This is a genomic window from Streptomyces sp. NPDC052109 (genome assembly GCF_040680195.1).
Taxonomy (GTDB): domain Bacteria; phylum Actinomycetota; class Actinomycetes; order Streptomycetales; family Streptomycetaceae; genus Streptomyces.
This window is the reverse complement of the sequence record NZ_JBFAWF010000006.1, coordinates 292,091-314,953: the sequence shown is the minus strand read 5'-3', so window position 1 is coordinate 314,953 and position 22,863 is coordinate 292,091. Positions and strand designations below refer to the sequence as shown.

The 22,863-nt window shown below is 73.4% G+C and carries 18 protein-coding genes and 4 pseudogenes; 14 read left to right on the top strand and 8 right to left on the bottom strand.

Annotated features, from left to right (window positions below; translation table 11 throughout):
• The first annotated feature begins 54 nt into the window (after nt 1-54).
• Nucleotides 55-1,218, top strand: coding sequence for a glycosyltransferase (locus tag AB0L59_RS16190; RefSeq protein ID WP_365583594.1), 1,164 nt, complete (start codon nt 55-57; stop codon nt 1,216-1,218).
• 6 nt (nt 1,219-1,224) lie between these two features.
• Here the strand turns inward: AB0L59_RS16190 and AB0L59_RS16185 are convergent, their stop codons facing one another.
• Nucleotides 1,225-2,571 (bottom strand): TerD family protein, encoded by a 1,347-nt coding sequence (locus AB0L59_RS16185; RefSeq protein ID WP_365583592.1) that lies wholly within the window; start codon nt 2,569-2,571, stop codon nt 1,225-1,227.
• Between the two features lie 293 nt (nt 2,572-2,864).
• Between AB0L59_RS16185 and AB0L59_RS16180 the strand changes: the two genes are divergently transcribed.
• The 4 genes from AB0L59_RS16180 (at nt 2,865) to AB0L59_RS16165 (ending at nt 7,636) form a co-directional block, all read left to right on the top strand.
• Nucleotides 2,865-3,302: a DUF6643 family protein gene (locus tag AB0L59_RS16180; protein WP_365583418.1), complete on the top strand. Its 438-nt coding sequence runs from the start codon at nt 2,865-2,867 to the stop codon at nt 3,300-3,302.
• Nucleotides 3,303-3,345: 43 nt separating this feature from the next.
• Entirely contained in the window at nt 3,346-4,233 is an 888-nt protein-coding gene (locus AB0L59_RS16175) for an MOSC N-terminal beta barrel domain-containing protein (RefSeq protein ID WP_365583415.1), read from the top strand.
• Nucleotides 4,234-4,355: 122 nt separating this feature from the next.
• Nucleotides 4,356-4,961 carry a hypothetical protein gene (locus AB0L59_RS16170; RefSeq protein WP_365583413.1) on the top strand — a complete coding sequence of 202 codons (606 nt, stop codon included), beginning with the start codon at nt 4,356-4,358 and terminating at the stop codon, nt 4,959-4,961.
• A 233-nt stretch (nt 4,962-5,194) separates the two neighbouring features.
• Nucleotides 5,195-7,636: a right-handed parallel beta-helix repeat-containing protein gene (locus tag AB0L59_RS16165; RefSeq protein WP_365583410.1), complete on the top strand. Its 2,442-nt coding sequence runs from the start codon at nt 5,195-5,197 to the stop codon at nt 7,634-7,636.
• A gap of 121 nt (nt 7,637-7,757) precedes the next feature.
• On the opposite strand, the gene AB0L59_RS16160 is transcribed toward AB0L59_RS16165, so the two are convergent.
• On the bottom strand, nt 7,758-9,968 hold the full coding sequence (locus AB0L59_RS16160; protein WP_365583591.1) for a hypothetical protein: 2,211 nt from the start codon (nt 9,966-9,968) through the stop codon (nt 7,758-7,760).
• Between the two features lie 466 nt (nt 9,969-10,434).
• Between AB0L59_RS16160 and AB0L59_RS16155 the strand changes: the two genes are divergently transcribed.
• Both AB0L59_RS16155 and AB0L59_RS16150 read left to right on the top strand, forming a co-directional pair.
• On the top strand, nt 10,435-11,271 hold the full coding sequence (locus AB0L59_RS16155; RefSeq protein ID WP_365583407.1) for a DeoR/GlpR family DNA-binding transcription regulator: 837 nt from the start codon (nt 10,435-10,437) through the stop codon (nt 11,269-11,271).
• A gap of 67 nt (nt 11,272-11,338) precedes the next feature.
• Nucleotides 11,339-11,800 carry an SRPBCC family protein gene (locus AB0L59_RS16150; RefSeq protein ID WP_365583404.1) on the top strand — a complete coding sequence of 154 codons (462 nt, stop codon included), beginning with the start codon at nt 11,339-11,341 and terminating at the stop codon, nt 11,798-11,800.
• Nucleotides 11,801-11,812: 12 nt separating this feature from the next.
• Here AB0L59_RS16150 and AB0L59_RS16145 read toward each other — a convergent pair whose 3' ends face one another.
• Nucleotides 11,813-12,937, bottom strand: coding sequence for a PLP-dependent cysteine synthase family protein (locus tag AB0L59_RS16145; protein ID WP_365583401.1), 1,125 nt, complete (start codon nt 12,935-12,937; stop codon nt 11,813-11,815).
• A 296-nt stretch (nt 12,938-13,233) separates the two neighbouring features.
• On the opposite strand from AB0L59_RS16145, the gene AB0L59_RS16140 reads away from it, so the two are divergent.
• Together AB0L59_RS16140 and AB0L59_RS16135 are read left to right on the top strand one after the other, a co-directional pair.
• Nucleotides 13,234-13,557: a hypothetical protein gene (locus AB0L59_RS16140; RefSeq protein WP_365583399.1), complete on the top strand. Its 324-nt coding sequence runs from the start codon at nt 13,234-13,236 to the stop codon at nt 13,555-13,557.
• Nucleotides 13,558-13,812: 255 nt separating this feature from the next.
• Nucleotides 13,813-14,223, top strand: a pseudogene (locus AB0L59_RS16135) (ATP-binding protein); the annotation flags it as partial.
• A 335-nt stretch (nt 14,224-14,558) separates the two neighbouring features.
• On the opposite strand, the gene AB0L59_RS16130 reads toward AB0L59_RS16135, so the two are convergent.
• Genes AB0L59_RS16130 through AB0L59_RS16120 form a run of 3 tightly spaced genes read right to left on the bottom strand, consistent with a single transcriptional unit; the run spans nt 14,559 to nt 18,153 of the window.
• Nucleotides 14,559-17,120 carry an FtsX-like permease family protein gene (locus AB0L59_RS16130; RefSeq protein WP_365583396.1) on the bottom strand — a complete coding sequence of 854 codons (2,562 nt, stop codon included), beginning with the start codon at nt 17,118-17,120 and terminating at the stop codon, nt 14,559-14,561.
• The gene (locus AB0L59_RS16125) at nt 17,117-17,866 is read right to left on the bottom strand and encodes an ABC transporter ATP-binding protein (protein WP_365583393.1); all 750 of its coding nucleotides are present in this window, start codon (nt 17,864-17,866) and stop codon (nt 17,117-17,119) included. The genes AB0L59_RS16130 and AB0L59_RS16125 overlap by 4 nt, the downstream gene beginning before the upstream one ends.
• The gene (locus tag AB0L59_RS16120; RefSeq protein WP_365583391.1) at nt 17,863-18,153 is read right to left on the bottom strand and encodes an SHOCT domain-containing protein; all 291 of its coding nucleotides are present in this window, start codon (nt 18,151-18,153) and stop codon (nt 17,863-17,865) included. Before AB0L59_RS16120 ends, AB0L59_RS16125 begins: the two co-directional genes overlap by 4 nt.
• 173 nt (nt 18,154-18,326) lie before the next feature.
• Here AB0L59_RS16120 and AB0L59_RS16115 point away from each other — a divergent pair, with 173 nt between their 5' ends.
• The 5 genes and pseudogenes from AB0L59_RS16115 to AB0L59_RS16095 all read left to right on the top strand — a co-directional run bounded on the left by AB0L59_RS16115 (nt 18,327) and on the right by AB0L59_RS16095 (nt 21,120).
• A complete protein-coding gene (locus tag AB0L59_RS16115) occupies nt 18,327-18,911 on the top strand; it encodes a TetR/AcrR family transcriptional regulator (RefSeq protein ID WP_365583388.1) in 585 nt (194 codons plus the stop codon).
• 5 nt (nt 18,912-18,916) lie between these two features.
• Nucleotides 18,917-19,287: pseudogene (locus AB0L59_RS16110) on the top strand (cupin domain-containing protein); the annotation flags it as partial.
• A 39-nt stretch (nt 19,288-19,326) separates the two neighbouring features.
• Complete coding sequence (locus AB0L59_RS16105; protein ID WP_365583588.1) at nt 19,327-19,911, top strand: DUF4865 family protein; 585 nt, start codon at nt 19,327-19,329, stop codon at nt 19,909-19,911.
• A pseudogene (locus tag AB0L59_RS16100) lies at nt 19,908-20,814 on the top strand (phosphotriesterase). The gene AB0L59_RS16105 and the pseudogene AB0L59_RS16100 overlap by 4 nt, the downstream one beginning before the upstream one ends.
• 117 nt (nt 20,815-20,931) lie before the next feature.
• A complete protein-coding gene (locus AB0L59_RS16095) occupies nt 20,932-21,120 on the top strand; it encodes a DUF1272 domain-containing protein (protein WP_365583385.1) in 189 nt (62 codons plus the stop codon).
• 307 nt (nt 21,121-21,427) lie between these two features.
• Here the strand turns inward: AB0L59_RS16095 and AB0L59_RS16090 are convergent.
• Together AB0L59_RS16090 and AB0L59_RS16085 are read right to left on the bottom strand one after the other, a co-directional pair.
• Nucleotides 21,428-21,604 (bottom strand): annotated as a pseudogene (locus tag AB0L59_RS16090) (ATP-binding cassette domain-containing protein); the annotation flags it as partial.
• Nucleotides 21,605-21,608: 4 nt separating this feature from the next.
• Nucleotides 21,609-22,847 carry an ROK family protein gene (locus tag AB0L59_RS16085; RefSeq protein ID WP_365583383.1) on the bottom strand — a complete coding sequence of 413 codons (1,239 nt, stop codon included), beginning with the start codon at nt 22,845-22,847 and terminating at the stop codon, nt 21,609-21,611.
• Between the last annotated feature and the right edge of the window lie 16 nt (nt 22,848-22,863).

The following is a 22,863-nucleotide window of genomic DNA, read 5'->3' as shown; positions in this document are numbered from 1 at the left end:
GATGCGGCCTTGCGGGCCGGCCCCGTGGGGCAGACTGCGGACGTGAGCGCCCTGATGTGGATCACCGTCGTGTCGCTGGCCGCCTGGTCCTGGCTGCTGCTGTGCCAGGGCTTCTTCTGGCGCACGGACGTCCGGCTGCCGCCTCGCCGGGAACCGGACGCATGGCCGTCCGTCTGCGTGGTGGTCCCGGCCCGTGACGAGGCCGCCGTGCTGCCGGCGAGCCTGCCGTCGTTGCTGGCGCAGGACTATCCGGGACGGGCCGAGGTCTTCCTGGTGGACGACGGGAGCACCGACGGCACCGGGGAACTGGCCCACGAGCTGTCCCGGCGGCACGGCGGACTGCCGCTGACCGTGGGCTCGCCGGGCGAGCCGCCGGCGGGCTGGACGGGAAAGCTGTGGGCGGTCCGGCACGGTATCGGCCTGGCACGCGCGCGTGACCCGGAGTATCTGCTGCTGACGGACGCGGACATCGCACACGCCCCGGACAGCCTGCGCACGCTGGTGGCGGCGGCCCGGGCCGGAGGATTCGACGTCGTGTCGCAGATGGCGCGGCTGCGGGTGGAGAGCGTGTGGGAGCGGCTGGTGGTCCCGGCGTTCGTGTACTTCTTCGCGCAGCTGTATCCCTTCCGCCGGGTCGGTCGCAGGGAATCGCGCACGGCCGCGGCGGCGGGCGGCTGTGTCCTGCTGCGCGCCGGGATGGCGGAGAAGGCGCGTCTCCCGGACGCCATCCGGCACGCCGTCATCGACGACGTGGCGCTCGCGCGCGCGGTGAAGGGCGCCGGAGGGCATGTCTGGCTGGGCCTGGCCGACCGGGTGGACAGCGTGCGGCCGTACCCGCGCCTGCACGACCTGTGGCGGATGGTGTCGCGCAGTGCTTACGCCCAGCTGCGGCACAACCCGCTGCTGCTCCTCGGTACGGTCGCCGGGCTCGCGCTGGTGTACCTGGTGCCGCCCGCCGCGGTGGTCGTGGGAGCGGCGGCCGGGGATACGGCGACCCTGCTCGCCGGAGCCGCGGCATGGACGGTGATGACGGGGACGTACGTGCCGATGCTGCGCTACTACCGGCAGCCGCTGTGGCTCGCGCCGCTGCTGCCGTTCACCGCGCTGCTGTACCTGCTGATGACGGTCGACTCGGCCGTGCAGCACTACCGCGGGCGCGGCGCGGCCTGGAAGGGTCGTACGTACGCGCGTCCCGACGCCGTGCCCGACGAGGGCTGATCCCGGTCACTTGCGGCCGGGCGACCAGTTCATGCCCCATCCGTAGGCGCGGTCTATGGTCCGCTGCGGGCTCACTCCCCGCTCCGGGACCAGATAGCGCGCCTCGCGCTGAACGAGGAGGTCGCCGCCCGTGTTGGTGATCAGGGCGAGCGCGCACACGGTGGAGGGGACGGTGCACTCGTCGAGCGAGAAGTCGATCGGGGCGCCGTGCTGCGGCTGGAGGGTGACGGTGGCGTGCAGGTCGGCGAAGGAGCTGGCGCCCTCGTAGATGGTCACGAAGACGAGGATGCGCCGGAAGTCCCGCGTGTGATCGAGGTTGACGGTGAGGTTCTCACCGCTCGCCACGGCACCGGTGCGATCGTCGCCGTCGAGGTGGATGTACGGCGGCCGGTGCAGCGATCCAAAGGCGTTGCCGAGGGCCTGGACGACCCCCTTGCGGCCGTCGGCGAGTTCGTACAGGGCGCACAGGTCGAGGTCGAGGTCCCCCTGTCCCCGTCCCCAGCGGCCGCCCGGGCCGGACAGCGTCTTGCGCATCTGCCAGTTGAGGTTCACCCGCATCGCGCCGGAGGTGCCGCCCTGCTTGGCGAGCGAGACCGAAGGCGCCGCCTTCGTGAGGGTGACCTTGGACAGGCGGACGGGCTGGGGTGCCGGAGGGGCCGGGGGCGCAGGCGGTGTGGTCACCGGCGGCGGTGCGGGGGCCGCGGCGGGCGGTGGGGGCAGCGGCACCGGGGCCGTGCCGGGCGGCGGAGGCGGCGGGGGCGGGAGGACCGGGGGCGCCGCGGCAGGCGGGGGCGGCGTCGTCCGGGCCGGCCCGGCGGGCGGTGCGGCGTGCTGGGGCTCGTCCACGGTGATGCCGAAGTCCGTTGCGAGGCCTTCGAGTCCGCTGCCGTAGCCCTGGCCGACCGCGCGGAACTTCCAGCCGCCCTGACGCCGGTAGAACTCGCCGAGCACGAAGGCGGTCTCCACGGTCGCGCCGGGGCTGTCGAAGCGGGCGACCGGCCGGCCGCTCGCGGCGTCCGTCACCTCGATGTACAGGCCGGGGACCTGCCCGAAGGTCCCGCCGTCGGCCGAGGCGGCCAGCACGATCCGCTCGATCGCGCCCTCCACGCGCGCGAGGTCGACGAAAAGCGTGTCGGTGACCCCCGCGGCGGCCGTGCGCTTGCCCTCGTGCCGGACCGCGCCGGAGGGATGGGCGGGCTGGTTGTAGAAGACGAAGTCGGCGTCGGAGCGGACTCTTCCGGTGGCGAGCAGGAGCGCGGAGGCGTCCGCGTCGGGCACGCCGGGTCCGGAACGCCAGCCCAGCTCGACACGCAGGGCCGCGGTCGGCACCGGCGTGTTCGATCCTTTCTGCATGGACATGTCCGCCCCCATCCGTCTCGGCTTCCGGGCACCCCCGGTCGTCCAGGTCATCCCTATCCGCACAACCTATTCGCGGGCACGGCGAACTCCCATGACCGGCACAGGAACATCGCCGGTCAACTGCCGGTAACCCCGCAGGAACTCGGCTTTTACACGATGCGAACGCCGGCCGGCGTCCCATTTTCCCAAGTTCGCTCGGATTGGGGATCCCCAGTCACTGCCGACACGGAAAACAACCCTCTTATCGGTCTCCCCAACGAGCACATCGTGGGCTTAACTTATGTGCCATGACCTCCCCCCGCTCCACTTATGGTGGCGGCTACTACTCCGCCTCCTTCCCGGACACCCCGATCTACGACTCGCTCGTGGCCGAGCGTGGCACCCCGCAGATCGCCCCGATCCGGGTCCCCGCCGCCTACGACACGGGCAGCAGCCTTCCCGCCCTGCCGTCGGCACTGCCCGCCCTCCCGGCGGCCCCCTCCCCGCAGGCCCCCGCCTACGGCTACCCGCAGATGCCCCAGCCCGCGCCGCTGCAGCAGGCGCCCACGGCGTACATCCCGCAGCAGGCGAGCGCCCCAAGGGGTTACCCCGGACCGCAGGCCCCGCAGCAGCAGCGCCCGATGGGGATGGGCACCGGCTACGAGGCCATGCGCCCGGCCGCGCCGCGGCCCGCGCCGGCTCCCTACCAGGACCCGTACAACAACCAGCAGTACCGCGGCTACTGACCGGCGCCCCGCCGCTGTCGGTGCCTCCTGGCACGATGGCGGCATGGAAAACGCCGAAGTGCAGTCGATCCACGTCCATCCGGTCAAGGCGTTCCAGGGTTTCTCGCCCCGGGAGGCTGCGGTGGAACCCTGGGGCCTGGCCGGAGACCGGCGCTGGACACTGATCGACGACGGGGGAAAGGTCGTCACACAGCGCGAACAGCCACGCCTCGCGCTGGCCGCCGCCGAGCTGCTGGCCGGCGGCGGCGTTCGTCTGTCCGCACCGGGCCAGGCACCGCTGACGGTGTCGGTGCCCGAGGCGGCGACGACGGTGCCGGTGAACGTCTTCGGCACGAAGGTCGAGGCGGTCCCGGCGGCTGAGGCCGCGCATGCCTGGTGCACCGCCTTTCTGCGGGCGGACGTGCGCCTGGTCCATATGGACGATCCGGCCACCCGCCGCCCGGTCGACCCCGAGTACGCCCTGCCCGGCGAGACGGTCAGCTTCGCCGACGGCTATCCCCTGCTGGTCGCCACGACGGCCTCCCTCGACGCCCTCAACTCGCTGATCGCCGAGGGCCGCCACGCCCACGAGGGCCCGCTGCCGATGAACCGCTTCCGGCCCAACGTCGTCGTCACCGGCACCGATCCCTGGGCCGAGGACCACTGGTCGCGGATATCCGTCGGCGAGGTGGTCTTCCGCGTCGCGAAGGCCAGCGGACGCTGCGTCGTCACCACCGTCGACCAGGACACGGCCGTACGCGGCCGGGAGCCCCTGCGCACCCTGGCGCGCCATCGCAGGGCCGGCTCGAGACTGATCTTCGGCCAGAACCTGGTGCCCCTCGCACCCGGCACGATCAGGGTCGGAGACCCGGTCCGGCTGCTGGATCAGCACCGGACGACGGCCCGGCGAGGGGGGAACCAAGGCCGGGGCCCGGTCGTTGGGAGAGCATGAGAGATTCATGAGACGCCGTGTGCCTGGCCGTTCGCGGTTGACGTGATGTCGCTCTCTCTCGCCCCGGACCGCGGATGCGCGTCCGTGGCGGGGGTTATCACGGAGCGGAAGGGGGTGGGGACATGCGGGCTCTCAGTGGCTTGTGGCGCTGGCGGCGCAATCCGCTGCGCCGCACGACCGACCTGGCCGAGGCATGGGTGGCCCTCGTGGCGCTGGTGCTGATCGCCGCCGCCGCGCCCGTCGCCGGCTGCCTGGCCGGCGCCGCCGCCCAGGACTCGCTGCAGCGGGCCGTGCGCGAGCAGCAGCACACACGCCACCTCGTGACGGCCACGGTGGTCCGTGACCTGGGCGAGGCCCCGCTGGAGACCGACCCCGACACCACCACGGCGCGCGAGACCCGCAGCCGGGTCCTCGCGGAGTGGACCGCCCCGGACGGCACCCAGCGGCACGGCCCGGCCCTGGCGGAGCTCAAGTCCCCACACCCGGGCGACCGCTTCAGGCTCTGGACGGACCCCCAGGGCCGAATAACGACCCGTCCGCTGGACTCCCCCACCGCCACGACACACGCGGTGCTCGCCGGGATCGGCGCGGCCCTGCTGACCGTGGGCCTGGTCGAAGGCGCCCGGCGGCTGACGGTGTGGCGCATGGTCCAGGGGCGGTACGCACGCTGGGACCAGGCCTGGGACCGGGCGGGTCCGGACTGGGGCAAGGCGGGCACGGGCAGCTGACCGCCTTCCCGCTCTGGTCAACCGACCGTGCACGCACGCGCTACGGTGGACCGGCCGAAGCGCTTTCGGCGACAACCCGCGGGTGAGTGAACCGCAGGGGCGCGCGCAGGTTTTCGGGAGCGCGAACGCGCACCAGCCCCCAAGGCTGAAGCACGGTCGCGGTCCCGGCACCGGTGGCACGGCCCGTGCGACAGCGAGCCATCAGTACGACGAGGTGGGGGCACGGCAACGCCATGGCACAGGGCACGGTCCAGGTGACGCACACCGGTACGTCGCGGTGGCGGCGCCGCACGGGCGAGTACGCGTCGCTCGCCGCCGCCCTGGAGGCCGCCACCGACGGCGACGTCCTCACCATCGCCCCGGGCACCTACCGGGAAAACCTCGTCGTCCAGCGGTCGGTGACGCTCCGTGGTCCCGAGGGCTCCCCCGGCTCGGTGCGGATCGCACCCGTCGACGGCGTGCCGCTCACCGTGCGCGCCTCGGCCGTCGTGCAGGACCTGCACGTGGAGGGACAGGACGCGGCGTCGCCCGCGCTGCTGGTGGAGGAGGGCACGCCGGAACTGCTGGACGTGCGGATCGTCACCCGGTCCGCCGCCGGCATCGAGGTGCGCGGCGGTGCCCGCCCGACCGTGCGCCGCTGCACCGTCGACAACCCGGCCGGCATCGGCATCGCCGTACTCGACGGCGGGGGCGGGGTGTTCGAGGAGTGCGAGGTCGTCGCGGCCGGACAGGCGGGCGTGACCGTCCGCGGCGGCGCCCATCCCCGCCTGGAGCGCTGCCGGGTGCACCACGCCTCCGGCACCGGAGTGGCCGTGACGGGCGAGAACTCCGCGCTGGAGGCGGTGGGTTGTGAGATCTACGAGGTCCGCGGCTCCGGTGTGCAGGTGACCCAGCGGGCGACGGCGCACCTGACCGACTGCGATGTGCACCGCACCACGGCCGACGGCGTCACCCTGGACACGGACGCGGTCCTCACGCTGGCCGACTGCCGCCTCCACGACATCCCCGAGAACGCGGTCGACCTGCGCTCCCGCTCCGTGCTCACCCTGACCCGGACGACGGTGCGTCAGTTCGGCCGCAACGGCCTGTCGGTGTGGGATCCGGGGACGCGGGTGGACGCCAACCAGTGCGAGATCTTCGACAGCACGGGCGACTATCCGGCGGTGTGGGTCAGCGACGGTGCCACCGCCGTGCTCGACTCCTGCCGGGTGCACGACGTGCCGGACGCCCTGTTCGTGCTGGACCGCGGTTCACGCGCGGACGTCGTGGACAGCGACCTGTCGCAGGTGCGCAACACGGCGGTGTCGGTGAGCGACGGGGCGACCGCCCAGCTCGACGACTGCCGGATCCGCGAGGCGGCGACGGGAGCGTGGTTCCGCGACCACGGCAGCGGCGGCACGCTCAACAACTGCACCCTGGACGGCACCCAGACCGGCGTCATCGTCACCAAGGGTGCCGATCCGACCATCGAGCGCTGCACGGTCGACTCCCCCGCAGAGGCGGGTTTCTACGTCTCCGCGGGCGGCCGCGGCAGCTTCCTGAACTGCCGGGTGAGCGGCAGCGGCGGCTATGGCTTCCATGTGATCGACGGCTGCCGTGCGACGCTGCGCAAGTGCCGCACGGAGCGCTGTACGCGCGGCGGTTACGAGTTCGCCGAGGCGGGCCCGGACGCCGGGTCCGGGACGGGCCCCGTCGTGGAGGACTGCACCAGCGACGAGAGCGGTGGCCTGCGGCCGCCCGCGGTCCGGGAGCCCGCCGTACAGACCGTGGCCCACTCCCCCGGACTGCTCGGCTCGATCCCCGGGCAGCGCAGCACGGAGCAGGAGCCGCTGATCGCCGCCGCCGAGCCCGAGAAGACGGCGGTGCGCACGTCGAAGGACGTGCTCGGGGAACTGGACGCGCTGGTGGGCCTGGAGAGCGTCAAGCGGGAGGTGCGGGCGCTGACCGACATGATCGAGGTGGGCCGGCGCCGGCAGCAGGCGGGTCTCAAGGCGGCCTCGGTCAAGCGGCACCTGGTCTTCACCGGCTCTCCCGGCACGGGCAAGACCACGGTCGCGCGGCTCTACGGCGAGATCCTCGCCTCGCTGGGCGTGCTGGAGAAGGGGCACCTGGTGGAGGTGTCCCGGGTCGACCTGGTCGGGGAGCACATCGGTTCCACGGCGATCCGCACCCAGGAGGCGTTCGAGAAGGCGCGTGGCGGTGTGCTGTTCATCGACGAGGCGTACGCGCTCTCGCCCGAGGACGCCGGGCGCGACTTCGGCAAGGAGGCCATCGACACCCTGGTGAAGCTGATGGAGGACCACCGGGACGCGGTGGTCGTGATCGTGGCCGGCTACACGGAGGAGATGGAGCGCTTCCTCTCCGTGAACCCCGGTGTCGCCTCCCGCTTCTCCCGGACCATCACCTTCGGCGACTACGGCCCCGAAGAGCTGCTGCGGATCGTGGAGCAGCAGGCCGACGAGCACGAGTACCGGCTGACACCGGGTGCGTCCGAGGCGCTGCTGAAGTACTTCAGGGTGTTCCCCAAGGGCCCGGCGTTCGGTAACGGCCGCACCGCCCGGCAGACGTTCGAGGCCATGGTGGAACGGCACGCGGGCCGTGTCGCACAGCTGCAGGACCCGAGCACCGACGATCTGACCCTGCTGTTCGCGGAGGACCTGCCGGACCTGCCCTGAGCGCCCGCGGCGCAGGTTGCCCGCAGGGTTCTGCCGCGGGCCCGGGCTCCGTTGCGAACGTCGCGGGCGCCTGAACCTGACCTGCCGGGCAAGGCCCTCCGGGAGAAGCCGACGGCCGGGCTCAGCCCTCACCCGCCCGGTCCGGTGTCGGGCGTGGCCCCGGCAGGGCCGGGGACAGGCGGTTCAGCAGACGGGCTCGTTCCCGAGTGAAGGCCGGGTCCGCCTGGTAGTCGGAGTGGCCGAGGATCGGTGCCGGGAGCGGGTGCGCGAGCGTGCGGCCGTAGGCGAGGGGGTCCTGCAGGGGTGCATGGTCGACCTCGGAGACGGTGTCGTCGAGGATCCGGACGGGGCCGCCGATGGGGTCGGTGCGGCGGTAGAGGTTGCGCCAGCAGGCGACGTCGCGGTGCAGGGCGGCCAGTGCGGGCGGTCCGAAGTGGGCCGGGAACCAGCGGCCGTACAGGCGCTCAAGCGGGGAGCCGTAGGTCAGCAGCGCGATCCGGCCGCGGAGCGACGGGGGCAGCTGCCAGGCGGCGGCCGCGGCGAGCACGCTGCCCTGGGAGTGGCCGGAGAGGACCAGGCGGCCCCTGGTGCGGTGGGTCCAGGTGGCCATGCGCCAGGTCAGGTCCGGCACCGCGCGTTCGGCGTAGCACGGCGGAGCGAAGGGGTGCGCGGCGCGCGGCCAGAAGGTGCCGACGTCCCAGAGGATACCGATCGTGCGCCGCGCCGAGGCGTCCTTGTAGGCGCGCCTCCCCCACGTCACGAAGAGCACGAAGCCGAGGCCGACCAGCCAGGACCCCAGCGCCTGCGAGGTCTCGGCGACGGCCTGCAAGGCGTCGTAGGCGGAGCGGGCGGCTCCGTCGGGCGTCTTCCCGGTGGCCAGCGCACCGGCCAGGGCCACACCGCCGAGCACCAGGGTGGTGGCGGCGAGCACGGCGACCACGAGGGGCGCCCGGTCGGTGAGGGTGGCCATGGCACGGACATGGGCGATGGTGCGGGTACGGCCCGGGTCCTCGGGTTCGCCGGGGTGCTCGTGCCGGACCCGGTCGCGTTCTGCGCGGGCCAGCCGGGCGGTGCCGAACCCGAGCCGGACGGCGAGGAGCAGCAGGACCGCGAGGACCGGCGGGATCGTCGATGCCTGCCAGGTCAGCAGGACCGGCGGCCCGGGGAGCAGGGCGCGGGTGCCGTCCAGCCAGTCGGCGACGCGCTGCGCGACCCCGCCGGACATCACGCCGCCCAGCGCGCAGGCGAGCAGCGCGACGGCCGGTCCGCACAGGCCCCGCATCCCGGTGCGCGGATCGGAGCTGCGGCGGTACAGGTGCCGGGCCACCACGGCGAGCGCGACGACCAGCAGTCCCTGGGCCAGCATGAGGGCGCCGAAGGCCGGGTCGCCCGGCAGCCGCCCGGTGGACCGCCAGCCGGGGCGGGCCCAGCCGGCGTAGAGCAGCGTGAGCAGCAGGAGGGCGAGCGCGGCGAGCGGCAGGAGTCGTACCACGTGCCGGTCGAGCCGCTGGTCGAGGCGGTTCTCGCTGCGGCCGCGGCGGCAGACGACGCCGACCGCCACCGCCGCGCAGGCCGGCAGGGCCACGGTGAGCAGCCGGCTCAGGACGTCCAGCGCGGCGGGGCCGCCGGGCCGGTGGTCGAAGCGGGCCGCGGGGACCGCGACGGCAGCGGCGACGGTCAGCAGGGCCACGGCGGTGTGCGCGGCGCGCAGGCGGGCCACGAGGCGGCGCCCGTACCAGAAACCGGGCAGGGCCAGTGCGCTGCCATCGGTGTCCGGCTCGGGGTCATGGGACATCGGCCGGTGGGATTCGTACGCGCTCCAGGTGCGGCGTGAGAGGTACCAGAGCAGGATCGTCAGCGCGGTGGGCACCAGCGCGGCGAGGGCGAGCCGGCGGCCCGGCAGGCTCCACCACGTGTCCGGTGCCGACGGCCGGGGCGCGAGGAAGGTCAGCCAGGAGTGGCGGTGGGCGCAGCTGTGGACCCCGGCGCACTGCCAGGCCACCAGGTCCAGGGCCACCTCGCAGGCGGCGGCCACCAGCAGCACCGTCAGCGTGAGGGCGGCCAGCCGCACGAGGAGGCCGTACAGGCGGACGGCGCGGGGCCGGCCGGCCGCCGCGGGACGCATCCAGTGGGCGAGGTTGACGACCATGAACGGCAGCAGCAACAGCCACAGGGCGCGGCTGCTGTCCCCGGAGGTGAGGTTGCACCAGACGTACGCCTCCCGGACCGGCTCGTCCCCGGGGGTTTCCCGGGCTCCGGCGTCCTGGGCACGCCGGAAGACGGCCGCCGTGTCGTCGCCGGTGACCCGCACGGTACGAGGGTCGCCGAGCATCTTCTCCGGAGTGGTCCCGCCCACCCCGTGCACGAGCAGTTCCAGCTCCGGCTCGGCGGACCGGCCCGTCCGTCCGGACTCCGGCGCGGGAACCCGTGCGTCCCGGGCGGTGACGCGCCCGGCCGGCCCTTCCGGGCGCTCGTTCTCCGGCGCGGCGCCGCCGTCCGTGTGCTGTGCGCGGTCCACTGTTCTCGCACCCCCGTGACGCACCCGCAGGCATGTGTCAGGATCTCCGCTCCCGTGCCGGCGTACACCCGTCGTCACCGAATCTCCCCGTTCCGTGTGACGGCGGCCGGGAGAGCCGGGGCGTAGGTGGCATGCACGCGTCGTGACAGGTGGTGGCGCAACCAGTACCGACCCGTGAAAAGATGGGACGCCCGCGCACCTCCAGCCGGATGGAAGCTCCTGGTCGGAGAGGGTGCACCGGGCGCGTGGGACCCGTGGCGGCGAAAGGACCGGAGCGTACGTGAGTGAGAATCAGAACCTCCTCGCGGAGCAGCGTCGCGCCCTGATCCTGGACGAGGTACGGCGCCGGGGCGGCGTGCGGGTGAACGAACTGACCCGCAAGCTCGGCGTGTCGGACATGACCGTGCGCCGTGACCTGGACGCCCTCGCCCGTCAGGGCGTGCTGGAGAAGGTGCACGGCGGCGCGGTGCCCGTGGTCGAGGCGAGCACCCACGAGCCCGGCTTCGAGGCCAAGTCGGGTCTGGAACTGACTGCCAAGGAGGACATCGCGCGGGCCGCCGCCAAGCTGGTCACCCCGGGCACGGCGATCGCCCTGTCCGGCGGTACGACGACGTACGCGCTCGCGCAGCACCTGCTGGAGGTGCCCGACCTGACCGTCGTGACGAACTCGGTGCGGGTCGCGGACGTCTTCCACGCGGCCCAGCGCACCTCGGGGCAGCGGCAGGGGGCGGCCACGGTGGTGCTGACCGGCGGAGTGCGCACCCCCTCGGACTCGCTGGTGGGCCCGGTGGCCGACCAGGCGATCGCCGCCCTCCACTTCGACCTGCTGTTCCTCGGTGTGCACGGCATATCGGTCGAGGCCGGCCTGTCCACGCCGAACCTCGCGGAGGCGGAGACGAACCGGCGGCTGGTGCACTCCGCACGCCAGGTCGTGGTGGTCGCCGACCACACCAAGTGGGGCACGGTGGGCCTGAGTTCCTTCGCCGCGCTGGAACAGGTGGACACGCTCGTCACCGACGCGGGGCTGCCGGCCGAGGCGCGCGCGGAGATCTCGGAGCATCTGCCGCGACTGCTCGTGGCGGGCGAGCCGGACGAGGACGACGGCGGGGACATCTGACGGCACGTCAACTACCCTGACGGCCAACTCCCGCTTCCGCACGGGACTTCACGAGGGATTCGTCGCCATGGCTCAGCGTCTGCGTCCGGTCGGGCCGGAGTTCGTCGAGACCGCCCCCGTACGGCTCGTGTTCACCCGGGACATGGCCGCCACCCCGGAGACGGTCTTCCGGGCCCTCGCCGAGGACCTGGAAGGCTGGCCGGAGTGGTTCTCGGCGGTGGCCTCGGTCCGGCCGACGCGGGGCGGACGCCAGGTGCGGCTGCGGGGCGGCATCCGCTTCGAGGAGACGGTGCTGGCGGCCAAGGCTCCGGCGCTGTACGCCTACCGGGTCGACGTGACGAACACGCCGGGTGCCCGTGCCTGGGTCGAGGAGTGGCGGCTGGCTCCGGCCGGCACGGGGACCCGGGTGCGGATGACCTTCGCTCTCGACGGCACGGCCGCCTTCCGCCAGGTGTGCCGGCTCATCCGCCCGGGCGTCGGCCAGGCCTTCCGGAACGCGGTCGCGGCGCTGGACCGGCGGGTGGCCTGACCACCCCCGGAGTCAGTCCGGCCACACTCCGGTCGCCAGCAGGGTCTCGATCGCCGCCGCGTACGGAGCGATGTCCAGGCCCTGCTCCGCGAGCCAGGCGTCGGAGTAGTACTTGTCGAGGTAGCGGTCGCCCGGGTCGCACAACAGGGTGACGACGCTGCCCTGGCGCCCCTCGGCCACCATCTCGGAGACGATCTTCAGCGCGCTCCACAGGCCGGTGCCCGTGGATCCGCCCGCCTTGCGGCCGATGGCCCGCTCCAGGGCCCGTACGGCGGCGACGCTGGCCGCGTCCGGCACCTTCATCATCCGGTCGATCGCGCCGGGCACGAAGCTCGGCTCCATGCGCGGCCGGCCGATGCCTTCGATCCGGGAGCCGCAGTCGCAGGAGACGTCCGGATCTGCGGTGGTCCAGCCCTCGAAGAAGCAGGAGTTGTCCGGGTCGGCGACGCAGACGCGGGTGTCGTACTGCATGTAGTGCACATAGCGTGCGAGGGTCGCGGAGGTGCCGCCGGTGCCCGCCGTCGCGACGATCCACGCCGGCTCCGGGAATCGCTCCAACTCCAGCTGGCGGAAGATGGATTCGGCGATGTTGTTGTTGCCCCGCCAGTCGGTGGCCCGCTCGGCGTAGGTGAACTGGTCCATGTAGTGGCCGCCGGTCTCCACCGCGAGGCGGGCGGACTCCTCGTACATCTTCCGGGGATCGTCCACGAAGTGACACCGGCCGCCGTGGAACTCGATGAGCCGGCACTTCTCGGCGCTGGTCGTGCGCGGCATGACCGCGATGAAGGGGACGCCGATCAGCTTGGCGAAGTAGGCCTCGGAGACGGCGGTCGAGCCGCTGGAGGCCTCGATGACCGGGCGGCCGGGTCGGATCCAGCCATTGCAGAGGCCGTAGAGGAACAGAGAGCGGGCGAGGCGGTGCTTGAGACTGCCGGTGGGATGCGTCGACTCGTCCTTCAGGTACAGGTCGATGCCCCACTGCTCGGGCAGGGGGAAGCGGAGCAGGTGTGTGTCCGCCGACCGGTTGGCGTCGGCCTGGACCTTGCGGACGGCCTCTTTCAGCCAGTCGCGGTAGGCGGCGTCGCTGCGGTCGACGTCGAGGGTGGCGCCTGTCCGGGTCGGGTGGGTGGTGCTCACGGCGGTGCTCCTTACGCTGGGCGCCGACGGCGCCTCACGCGGTCGACACTTCGAGCATAGGCATCTTTCACACCGCTTCCCACCTGCATAAACGCATCTTTCAGCCACCCAAAGCCGTCCTGGGGCACAGGCGTGCGAGAGGGCCGGGGGCGCATTGGCGGGAGTGCTCCGGGCGGCTGCCGCACGCGCCCGCGCGTACTGGTGCTCCCGGCCGCATCGGGGCAGACTGCACGCGACGGGACGATCAGGGGCGCACACTGGACCGCGGAAGCACAGGCGCAAGGGGGCGGCGAAGGATGGCGGAGCCAGAGTTCACGGCCAAAGGCGTGCGGATCGGCAAGCGGCTGCGTTCGCTCACCCGGGCCGGGCAGGTCCGGATCAACGACGGCAGGCTGGAGTTGCTCAACAGCTACGGCAGCGAGATCGACAGCGCTCCGGTGCAGGCAGTGCGGGCGTCCAGGCCGTGGTTCGGGCCGGACGGCAAGGCGCTGGCCGACCTCAACGGCACGCGGTACCAGTTGACGATGGGCGAGCACGAGTCCCCTCCGGGCGAGCCGGGCCCGCCCACGGCACGGCGGTTCATCGAGGCGGTGCGCCGGGCCGCCGGCCGCGGCGGCTGAGAGCCGGCACGGTCACCCGCGGAGGAGCGGGCCGGTCGCATTACTCCGGACAGCGGTCCGTCGCGGCGAGTTGCGGGAGCGCATCCGCTGCGTCACGCTTGTCTCACGTCACTCTGGGTTTACCGGCGATAACGCTGCGAACCAGCCCGCCGGCCATGACAGCAGGCGGCCGTTTGGACGCAAGCACCCTGCTGGATCCGTTGTTCTCCGTGTTCTTCCGGTCCCTTCGGACCTCTACATCGGGGAGTCGCAGCCGTGATCAGTCACCCAAGCAGGCACTGCACGGTGGAGCTCCAAGCCCTGCCGTCGCGGATCGGCCAGGTCCGCAGAATCGTATCTGCGCAGTTGCGCTACTGGCACATGGACGCCTTGATAGACCGGGCCGCGCTCGGTGTGACCGAGCTGCTGAGCAACGTCCACCGGCACGCCAGGCCCGACAAGTCGTGCACGGTCGAGCTGGAGCTCGCGCCGGACCGGCTCACGGTCTCGGTTCGGGACAACGATCCGCGCCTTCCGGTGCCGGCCGACGTCGCGGACATGCCGGACGGCGGTCCGCTGGCCACCTGCGGGCGTGGGCTGGCGATGGTGGCGGCCGTGAGCGAGAGCTGGGGGGCCCGGCCGGACGGCGAGAACGGCAAGGTCGTCTGGTTCACGCTGACCGCACCGGCGGTGGTACGGCCCCATCCGGCCCACGCGCCGCGCCGTACGGCGCAGGCACGGCCGGCGGCCCAGCCCGCCCCTGTGCGGTCGACGGTGCCCGTGGCCGCCACGGCACCCATGCCCACGGGAACTCCCGTGGGTGCCGGGGCTCCCGTGGGTGCCGGGGCTCCCGTGGGTGCCGCCGCGCCCGTCGCGAGCGCGGCGCCGGCACCCGCCGTGAGTCCGGTTCCGGCCGTGGCACGCGCCTCGGCCGGCCCCGGGGCACAGGCTCCCGCCCGGTCGGCCGTTTCCGGCTGACCGGGCGGTGACCTCCCCGTTACGACGGGTGCGAAACTCGCTCCTCACTCCGTGGCGATGGCCCCCAGCACGTCCAGCCGGGCCGCCCGCCGGGCCGGGCGCAGTCCCGCGAGGGCTCCGGCGGTGAGTCCCACGAGGGCCACCACCGCGAGCCGCGCGGGCGGCAGGGCGAAGGCGAACGCCGTGTCGCTCGCGCCGTCCGAGGCCTTCACCAGAACCCACCCGAGGAAGCCGCCGAGTCCGAGGCCGCCGACCGTGCCGAACGCGGCGACCAGGACCGACTCCCAGCGGACCATCGCCCGCAGCTGCGCGCGGGTCTGGCCGACGGCCCGCAGCAGGCCCAGTTCCCGGGTGCGTTCGTGCAGCGCGAGGGTCAGCGTGTTCGCGATGCCGAGCAGGGCGATGAGCACCGCGAGGGCGAGCAGCGCGTAGACGAGGGTGAGCATCATGTCGATGCCGCCCGCCGAGGACTGCGCGTAATCGTCGCGGGTCTGCACGGACGGGTTGCCGTACTGTGCGGCGATCTTCCCCACCGCCGCCTTGCCCGCGTCGGCGCTCACCCCGGGCTTGAAGGTGACGGCGATCAGGCTGTCCGCGTCCTGGGTGCGGTGCGGGGCCCAGGCCGCGCGGGTGATGACGTAGTCGCCGGCGAGTTCGGACTGGCCGTACACGGCCCGGACGGTGAAGTTCTCGCTCTTGCCGTCGCTGAAGGTCAGGCGGGCGGTGTCGCCGGTGCGCAGATGCTGTCGGCCGGCCTCCTTCCGGGTGATGGCGATGCCGTCGGCGCCGAGGTCGCGCAGTGAGCCGGCGACCGTGCCGAGGTCGAAGGTGCGGGCGAGCGCGGCCGGATCGGTGACGGTCAACGCCCGGCCCTCGCCGTCGACTTCGGCGACCCCGCGGCCGAGTCCCACGGCGGTGTCCACCTGGGGCAGCCGCTGGAGCGCGGGGGCGAGCCGGGGGCTGAGTCCGCTGCCGCCCGCGCCGAAGGACGGGCTGCTGACGGCGACATCGCCGGCGAAGGACCGGGACACCGTCTGGTCCATGGTGGCCTTCAGCGAGGCACCGAAGACGGTGAAGAGTGACACGACGGCCACACCGATCATCAGCGCGCTCGCGGTGGCGGCCGTCCGCTTGGGGCTGCGCAGAGCGTTGCGCCGGGCGAGGGACCCGGTCACCCCGCGGAGCCGGTCCAGGGGGCCGCCCAGCAGGCGTACGGCCGTGGTGGCGGCGACCGGGCCGAGGACGACGAAGGCCGCCAGGGCGAGCAGCGCGCCGAGTCCCGCCAGCCATACGGAGGGTGTCACGAGAACACCGGCGAGGGTCGCGGCGAGCGCGAGCGCGCCGAGGCCGGCTCCGGCGGCCGCGCGCGGCCGGGAGGCACCGGAGGTGTCGACGGCCGTCTCGCGCAGGGCGGCGAGCGGCGCGGTCCGTCCGGCGCGCCGGGCCGGCAGGAGCGCGGAACCCAGACAGACCACGACCCCCACCGCGAGCGGCAGCACCATCGACAGGGACTTGATCACCAAATCGCCTTCGGGGAACGGGAATCCGATCGCCGGGAACAGCGCCTGGAGGCCGGCGGCGATGCCGATGCCGCCCGCGAGTCCGGTCAGGGACGCGGTGAGCGCGACGAGGCAGGCCTCGGCGAGTGCGGCGGCGGTCACCTGGCGGCGGGCCGCGCCGAGCGCACGCAACAGGGCGTTCTCGCGGGTTCGCTGGGCGACCACGATGGCGAAGGTGTTGTGGATGGAGAAGGTGGCGACAACAAGGGCGACACCGGAGAAGACGAGCAGAAGGGTGGTGAAGACGGTGAGGAACTGGCTGGAGATCATGTCGGTGTTCTCCTGGGCCGCCTGCTGACCGGTGATGGCCTCGACTCCCTCGGGCAGTACGGAAGACAGCCGCCGCACCAGGTCCTGCTGGCTCACTCCGGGTCCGGCCCGCACCTCGATGGACGCCGCCTGACCGGGCCGCGCGTCGAGGTACCTCTCGGCGTCCGCCCGGGTCATGCCGGTGAACGTCACCTGGGCCATGCCGTCCTGTCCGCCGAAGGTGGCGAGGCCGACGATGGTGACCTGCACCGGGTCCGGGGTGCGCAGGGTGGTGGTGTCACCGATCTCGAGGCCGCCCTTCTTCGCGGCGCCCCGGTTCACCACGACCTCGCCGGACCTGGCGGGAGCGCGTCCCTCCGCGAGCCGGTACGGGTTGAGGCGCGGGTCGGTGATCCAGTTGCCGGCGAGGGTGGGCGGTCCCTGACCGCCGACGGGTTTGCCGTCGGCGCCCACGAGCTGGCCTGCGCCCTGGATGTTCGGGGCGGCGGCCGCCACGCCGGGGACCCGCTCGACGGTCCGCACCAACGAGGTGTCCACCGGCCGCCGCACGCCCTGGGCCTCGCCGGGGATGGTGATGGCGTCGGCGCCGCGTACGACGGCGTCCGTGCCGCTGGTGGCCTCGCCGAACATGCTGCCGAAGCTCGCGCGGAGCGTGTCGCCCATGACGAGGGTGCCGGTGAGGAAGGCGACGCCGAGGAACACGGCGAAGAAGGTGCCCGCGAAACGGCGCCGGTGCGCACGCAGCGAGGTGAGGCTGAGCCGGAGCGACGCGTTCATGCCCGCACCTCGAAGGCCTTCATGCGGTCCAGCACCCTCTCGGGCGTGGGCGACTCCATGCGGTCGACCAGACGTCCGTCGGCGAGGAAGAGCACCTCGTCGGCGTGCGCGGCGGCCACCGGGTCGTGGGTGACCATGACGGCCGTACGGTCCATCTCCCGCACGGCCGAGCCGAGGAGCCCGAGGACCTCCGCGCCGGAGCGGGAGTCGAGGTTGCCGGTCGGCTCGTCGGCGAAGACCACGTCGGGACGCCCGGCGAACGCCCGCGCCACGGCGACGCGTTGCTGCTGGCCGCCGGAGAGTTCCGAGGGCCGGTGGTGCAGCCGGTCGCCGAGCCCGACGACGTCGACGAGCGCGTCGATCCACTCCCGGTCGCCGCGCCGCCCCGCCAGGTCCAGGGGCAGGGTGATGTTCTCGGCGACGGTCAGTGTCGGCACCAGATTGAACGCCTGGAAGACGAAGCCGACCCGGTCTCGGCGCAGCAGGGTCAGACGCCGGTCGTCCAGCGCGCCGAGTTCGGTGGCCCCGATGTACGCGGCACCGGAGGTGAGCGTGTCGAGGCCGGCCGCGCAGTGCATGAGGGTGGACTTGCCGGAGCCCGAGGGGCCCATGATCGCCGTGAAGCGTCCGGCGGGAAAGGAGACGTCGACGCCGTCCAGGGCGCGTACGGCGGTGTCGCCACCGCCGTACACCTTGACCGCGTCCGCCACACGGGCCGCGGCCCGTACTGCGGTCGTCGTGGTCATGCCGCGCCTCCCTTGCCGGCACTGCCGAACTGCTCCTCCAGGACTGACAGGCGGCGCCAGTACTCGTCCTCGTCGATCTCACCGGAGGCGAAGCGGCGGCCCAGGACCGCGAGCGGGGAGTCACCCGCGGGGAGTCCGCCCCTCATGGGACGCCAGGGGCCGCCGCGGCCGCGCCCGGCGGTGCGGCGCAGGACGGTGACGGCGCCGATCACGACGGCCGCCCAGATCAGCGGGAAGAAGAGGATCCACGGGCCGGGACCGCCGTTCCAGTCGGCCAGGGTCTGCATCTCGGGTCACTCCCTTGTCGGTTGCTCTGTTCGGGATGCCACGAGACTCCCCCGCGCAGGGGGTCCCGGTCGTCGTGCGGCCGGCGGCAGTGCGGCTACCTCACGGGGAGTACGGGGGGACCGGCGTACTACTTCCCTCCGGGCCGGTGTTTTTGTAACGACTAGTATGTACAATGGGGGGCGTGAGTACCTCGGAACGACTGATCGAGTCCACCCGTGAGCTGCTGTGGGAGCGCGGATACGTGGGCACGAGCCCGAAGGCGATCTTGGAGCGCGCCGGTGCCGGCCAGGGCAGCATGTACCACCACTTCAAGGGCAAGCCGGACCTCGCCCTGGCGGCGATCCGGCGGAGCGCCGAGGAGCTGCGCGCCACCGCCGAGCGGGTCCTGGGGGGCCCGGGCACGCCGTACGAGCGCATCGAGGCGTATCTGCTGCGCGAGCGTGACGTGTTGCGCGGCTGCCCGATCGGCCGGCTGACCATGGACCCCGACGTGATCGCCAGCGACGAGCTGCGCGCGCCGGTGGACGAGACGATCGCCTGGATCCGGGAGCGGATCGCCGACATCGTCGAAGAGGGCAAGCGGCAGGGGCAGTTCGCGCCCTCGCTGGACGGAGCGGAGATCGGCGCGGCCGTCCTCGCGACCGTGCAGGGCGGCTATGTCCTCGCCCGCGCCTCCGCCTCCCCCGCCGCCTTCGACGCCGGCGTCCGCGGGCTGCTGTCCCTGCTCGCGCCCCGAACCCCCGGAGCGGAGAACTGAGTCAGGTGCACATCACCGGACGGCGTCCCGGCACCCGGCAGGGGTGGGCGGAGAAGTTCACCGGCACGGTCCGGCTGGACGAGATGGCCGCGCCCGCCGCTCCGTCCCGGCTGCGCGTGTTCAACGCCCACTTCGCCCCGGGCGCCCGCACTGCCTGGCACCGCCACCCACGCGAACAGGTGCCGCACGTCCTGGAGGGCGAAGGCCTGGTACGGCGCGAGGGCGGTGAGGTGGAGGCGGTCCACGCGGGCGACACGGTGCGGATCGAGCGGACGAACGGCACCGGCACGGTGCCGCGTCCCGCAGCTTCATGACCCACCTCGCGGTCACAAGGGCCGCCGAGGACGGCACGACGGCCGAACGGCACGCACACGTGACGACCGCCCCGCCTGAGCCCCGAGAAGGGAAGCCCGACATGCACGCCATGCAGTACGAGTTCACCCTGCCCGCCGACTACGACATGGGCGTCATCCGCTCGCGCGTCGCTCGTGTCGGGCATCTGCTGGACGACTGGGACGGCCTCGGTATCAAGACGTACGTGCTGCGCGAGCGCGGGGTCCAGGGGTCGCCGGTGAACCAGTACGGCCCCTTCTACCTCTGGAACACCGTGGAGGGCATGAACAGCTTCCTGTGGGGAGGAGCCTTCCAGGGGCCCGTCGACGACTTCGGGCGGCCGGCGATCCGGCAGTGGACGGGCCTGGCTTTCGAGGAGGGCGCCGAGACCGTGTCGGCGCCCGCATGCGCCGTGCGACGGCGCCAACCGGTGCCGGAAGGGGTGGAGTTGGCCGCGTTCATGGCGGACGCGGCGGCCGAGACCGCACGGCTGGCGGCTCAGGACGGTGCGGTGCTCGCCGCGGCGGCCGTGGACACGCGCGCGTGGGAACTGGTGCACTTCTCGCTCTGGGAGCACGACACGCCCAAGGCCGACGGGGACCTCTTCCAGGTGCTGCACCTGTCCGCGCCCGGCCGGGACCGGCTTCCGCGCGGGCGCCAGTGGTGAGCCGCGTCCGCACGGTCCTCGGCGACGTCCGGCCCGAGGAACTGGGCGTGTGCGACGCCCACGACCATCTCTTCCTGCGCGGCCCGCAGTTGCCCGGCCAGGAGCTGGACGACCTGTCGGCCGCGCGGGGCCGAGCCGACCGCATTCCGGACGGCGGGCGGAGCGGCCGTCGTGCAGTGGACGCCGTACGGCATGGGACGGCGGGCGGGGGACCTGCCGGGGCTGTCCCGGGCCACCGGGGTGCGGCTGGTCTGCGCCACCGGGTTGCACCAGGCCACGCACTACGACCCGGAGTCGCTCGTCTCGCTGCGCGGTCGGCCGGCCGGGCTCTTCGTGTCCGAGCTGACCGACGGCATCGGTACGACCGGGGTGCGGGCCGGCTTCATCAAGGTGGCGGGCGGTTTCCACGCGCTCGGCCCGCACGCCCGCTGGACCATGGCGGCGGCCGAGGCGCACCACGCCACGGGTGCGTCCATCGCCGTCCACCTGGAGCAGGGCACCGCCGCACTGGACGTACTCGACCTGCTGTGCGGCGAGTTGGGCGTGCCGGGTGAGCGGGTGATCCTGGGTCATCTGAACCGCTTCCCCGACCCGGTGGTGCAGCGGCAGGCCGCGGCGTCGGGCTGCCGGCCGGCCTTCGACGGTCCCTCCCGCGCCCATCACGCCACCGACTGGCGGATGCCGGAGGCGGTACGAGCCCTGGCGGACGCCGGCTTCGGCGACCGGCTGCTGCTCGGCGGCGACACGGTGGTCGCAGGGGCCCGCTCGGTCGACGGCGGGCCCGGGATGCCGTACCTGCTGCGGCGTGTACGGTCGCGGCTGGTGGAGGCGCTCGGCGCGGAGCTGGTGGACCGCGCACTCACGGAGCATCCGGGACGGGCGCTCGCCGTCGACTGGACCTGACCGGCGGGCGTGGCCCGATCGTTCGGATCTCTGACCCGCCGGTCGGTTACGGCTCCGTCCGCCGTCCGGAGAATGAGGAGCAGACCACAGGATCCGGCCCGAGGAGGCGACACGACCATGCCCTTGGAGATGCGCGAACGCTGCGAGCGCTGTACGACCGCCATCACGCCCGCGGACGGCCCGGCCCGCATCTGCTCCTACGAGTGCACGTTCTGCGAGGCGTGCGGCGAGACCCTGCGACAGATCTGCCCCAACTGCGGCGGCGAACTGGTCGCGAGGCCACGCCGACGGACCGCTGCCGCCTGACCGAGGGTACCGGGCCCGGGGAGATCCGGCTGTTGTGCCGAGCTCAGTCGGCGTGGGCCGGCTGCTCGATCCGGTCGTGCAGGTGCCGGACATGGTGTTCGGCCTCCGGCTTCATCAGGACGCTGCGGAGGATCCGGGCACCGTCGGCGTCCGCGGTGATCCTGGGGTGGCGGGCGGTGAACGCTTCGCGGTCGGCTTTGAGGGTGCCGAGGAAGACGGGTTCGGGGCTGGTCATGCCGTGGGCGAGGACACGGGCGGATGCCGCGTCCATGCCGGTGAGGGTCGCGGGGTCGACGGTGGGGAAGTAGCTGAACGGCTCGTCCAGAAGCAGCAGCGCCGGGCCGGCCATCAGCGCCCTGGCGATCAGGATGCGAGCCCGTTGTCCGCCCGAGCACTCCCCGTACGGCCGGTCGGTCAGCTCCTCGACGCCCAGCTCGAGCAGGCGCCCGTGTGCCCGCTCCCGGACCTCGCTGTCGTACATCCGCAGGTCATCGCAGTGCCCCGAGCGGGTCGTCCAGCACCGGCTGCCAGGCCAGTTCGGCCGCCCCGACGAGGCTGTTGTGGTCGAGTGTGCAGGGCAGAATCGGTACGCCGCCGCTCTGGCCCCACAGGCTGCGGTCGGCGACGACCGCGCGCAGTCGGTCGGGGTCCGCGTCCAGGAGGGTGCGGTGCAGGCCGCCGAGGATGATGCGGTCGGGGTTGAGGATGTTGACCAGGCCGGCCAGACCCAGGCCCAGGCGGTCGATCAGGGCCTCGGCGGCCCTGCGGACGGCCGGATCGTCGTACTGGGTGCGCAGCAGGTCGTTTGCCTGCTGGAGCAGTGACACCTCGGGGCCCGGCTCGCGGCCGGCCTCGATCAGCAGGGCCAGCGGATCGGCTTCGACGTCCAGGCAGCCGCGGCTGCCGCAGTAGCAGGGCCGGCCCTCCGGGTTGACCGTGAGGTGTCCCACCTCCAGGGCGAGGCCCGAACTGCCCGTGTGCAGACGGCCGTCCAGTACCAGCGCGCCGCCGACGCCCCGGTGTCCGGTGGCCACGCACAGCAGGTCCCGGGCGCCCCGGCCGGCGCCGTGCCGGTGTTCGGCGAGCGCGGCCAGGTTGACGTCGTTGCCCGCGAACGCCGGGCCGGTGATACCGGCCTCGCGCACGCATTCCGCGAAGATCCGGCGGACCGGTGCGCCGACGGGCCAGGCCAGGTGCAGGGGGTTGAGGGCGAGGCCGTCGGGCTCGGCGACGGCGGACGGCACGGCCAGCCCGGCGCCCACGCACCGGCGGCCGGTCGTGCGCAGCAGTTCGGCGCCCGCTTCCACCACCGAGCCGAGCACCTTCGCCGGGTCCGCGTCGACGGTCTCGCAGCCGGGCGCGGTCGCCACGATCCGCCCGCCGAGGCCGACCAGCGCCGCCCGGAAGCCGTCGGCGTGAACCTGCGCGGCGAGCGCCACGGGGCCGTCCTCGGCGACCTCCAACCGGTGCGAGGGGCGGCCCTGGGAGCCGGCCGCTGCGCCCGGCCGGGCGTCCACCCGGATCAGCCCGAGCGCCTCCAGCTCGGCGGCCACCGCCCCGGCCGTCGCCCGGGTGACCCCGAGTTCCGCGGTCAGCACGGCGCGGGTCGGCGCCCGCCCGGTGTGCACCAGCGCCAGCGCGGGTCCGAGCGCGCCCCGCCCCCGGTCCAGCCGCGCTCTCGAGGTGGTCCTCTCCCCCGCCGTACGGGGATCCGCCTTGCCGCTCATGAGGGCGAGTCTCCCA

Coding starts and splice junctions, on each gene's coding strand:
- AB0L59_RS16190 (WP_365583594.1), top strand. CDS start 55: ATGTGGATCACCGTCGTGTCGCTGGCCGCCTGGTCCTGGCTGCTGCTG.
- AB0L59_RS16185 (WP_365583592.1), bottom strand. CDS start 2,571: ATGCAGAAAGGATCGAACACGCCGGTGCCGACCGCGGCCCTGCGTGTC.
- AB0L59_RS16180 (WP_365583418.1), top strand. CDS start 2,865: ATGACCTCCCCCCGCTCCACTTATGGTGGCGGCTACTACTCCGCCTCC.
- AB0L59_RS16175 (WP_365583415.1), top strand. CDS start 3,346: ATGGAAAACGCCGAAGTGCAGTCGATCCACGTCCATCCGGTCAAGGCG.
- AB0L59_RS16170 (WP_365583413.1), top strand. CDS start 4,356: ATGCGGGCTCTCAGTGGCTTGTGGCGCTGGCGGCGCAATCCGCTGCGC.
- AB0L59_RS16165 (WP_365583410.1), top strand. CDS start 5,195: ATGGCACAGGGCACGGTCCAGGTGACGCACACCGGTACGTCGCGGTGG.
- AB0L59_RS16160 (WP_365583591.1), bottom strand. CDS start 9,968: ATGCTCGGCGACCCTCGTACCGTGCGGGTCACCGGCGACGACACGGCG.
- AB0L59_RS16150 (WP_365583404.1), top strand. CDS start 11,339: ATGGCTCAGCGTCTGCGTCCGGTCGGGCCGGAGTTCGTCGAGACCGCC.
- AB0L59_RS16140 (WP_365583399.1), top strand. CDS start 13,234: ATGGCGGAGCCAGAGTTCACGGCCAAAGGCGTGCGGATCGGCAAGCGG.
- AB0L59_RS16130 (WP_365583396.1), bottom strand. CDS start 17,120: ATGAACGCGTCGCTCCGGCTCAGCCTCACCTCGCTGCGTGCGCACCGG.
- AB0L59_RS16125 (WP_365583393.1), bottom strand. CDS start 17,866: ATGACCACGACGACCGCAGTACGGGCCGCGGCCCGTGTGGCGGACGCG.
- AB0L59_RS16120 (WP_365583391.1), bottom strand. CDS start 18,153: ATGCAGACCCTGGCCGACTGGAACGGCGGTCCCGGCCCGTGGATCCTC.
- AB0L59_RS16115 (WP_365583388.1), top strand. CDS start 18,327: ATGGGGGGCGTGAGTACCTCGGAACGACTGATCGAGTCCACCCGTGAG.
- AB0L59_RS16105 (WP_365583588.1), top strand. CDS start 19,327: ATGCACGCCATGCAGTACGAGTTCACCCTGCCCGCCGACTACGACATG.
- AB0L59_RS16095 (WP_365583385.1), top strand. CDS start 20,932: ATGCCCTTGGAGATGCGCGAACGCTGCGAGCGCTGTACGACCGCCATC.
- AB0L59_RS16085 (WP_365583383.1), bottom strand. CDS start 22,847: ATGAGCGGCAAGGCGGATCCCCGTACGGCGGGGGAGAGGACCACCTCG.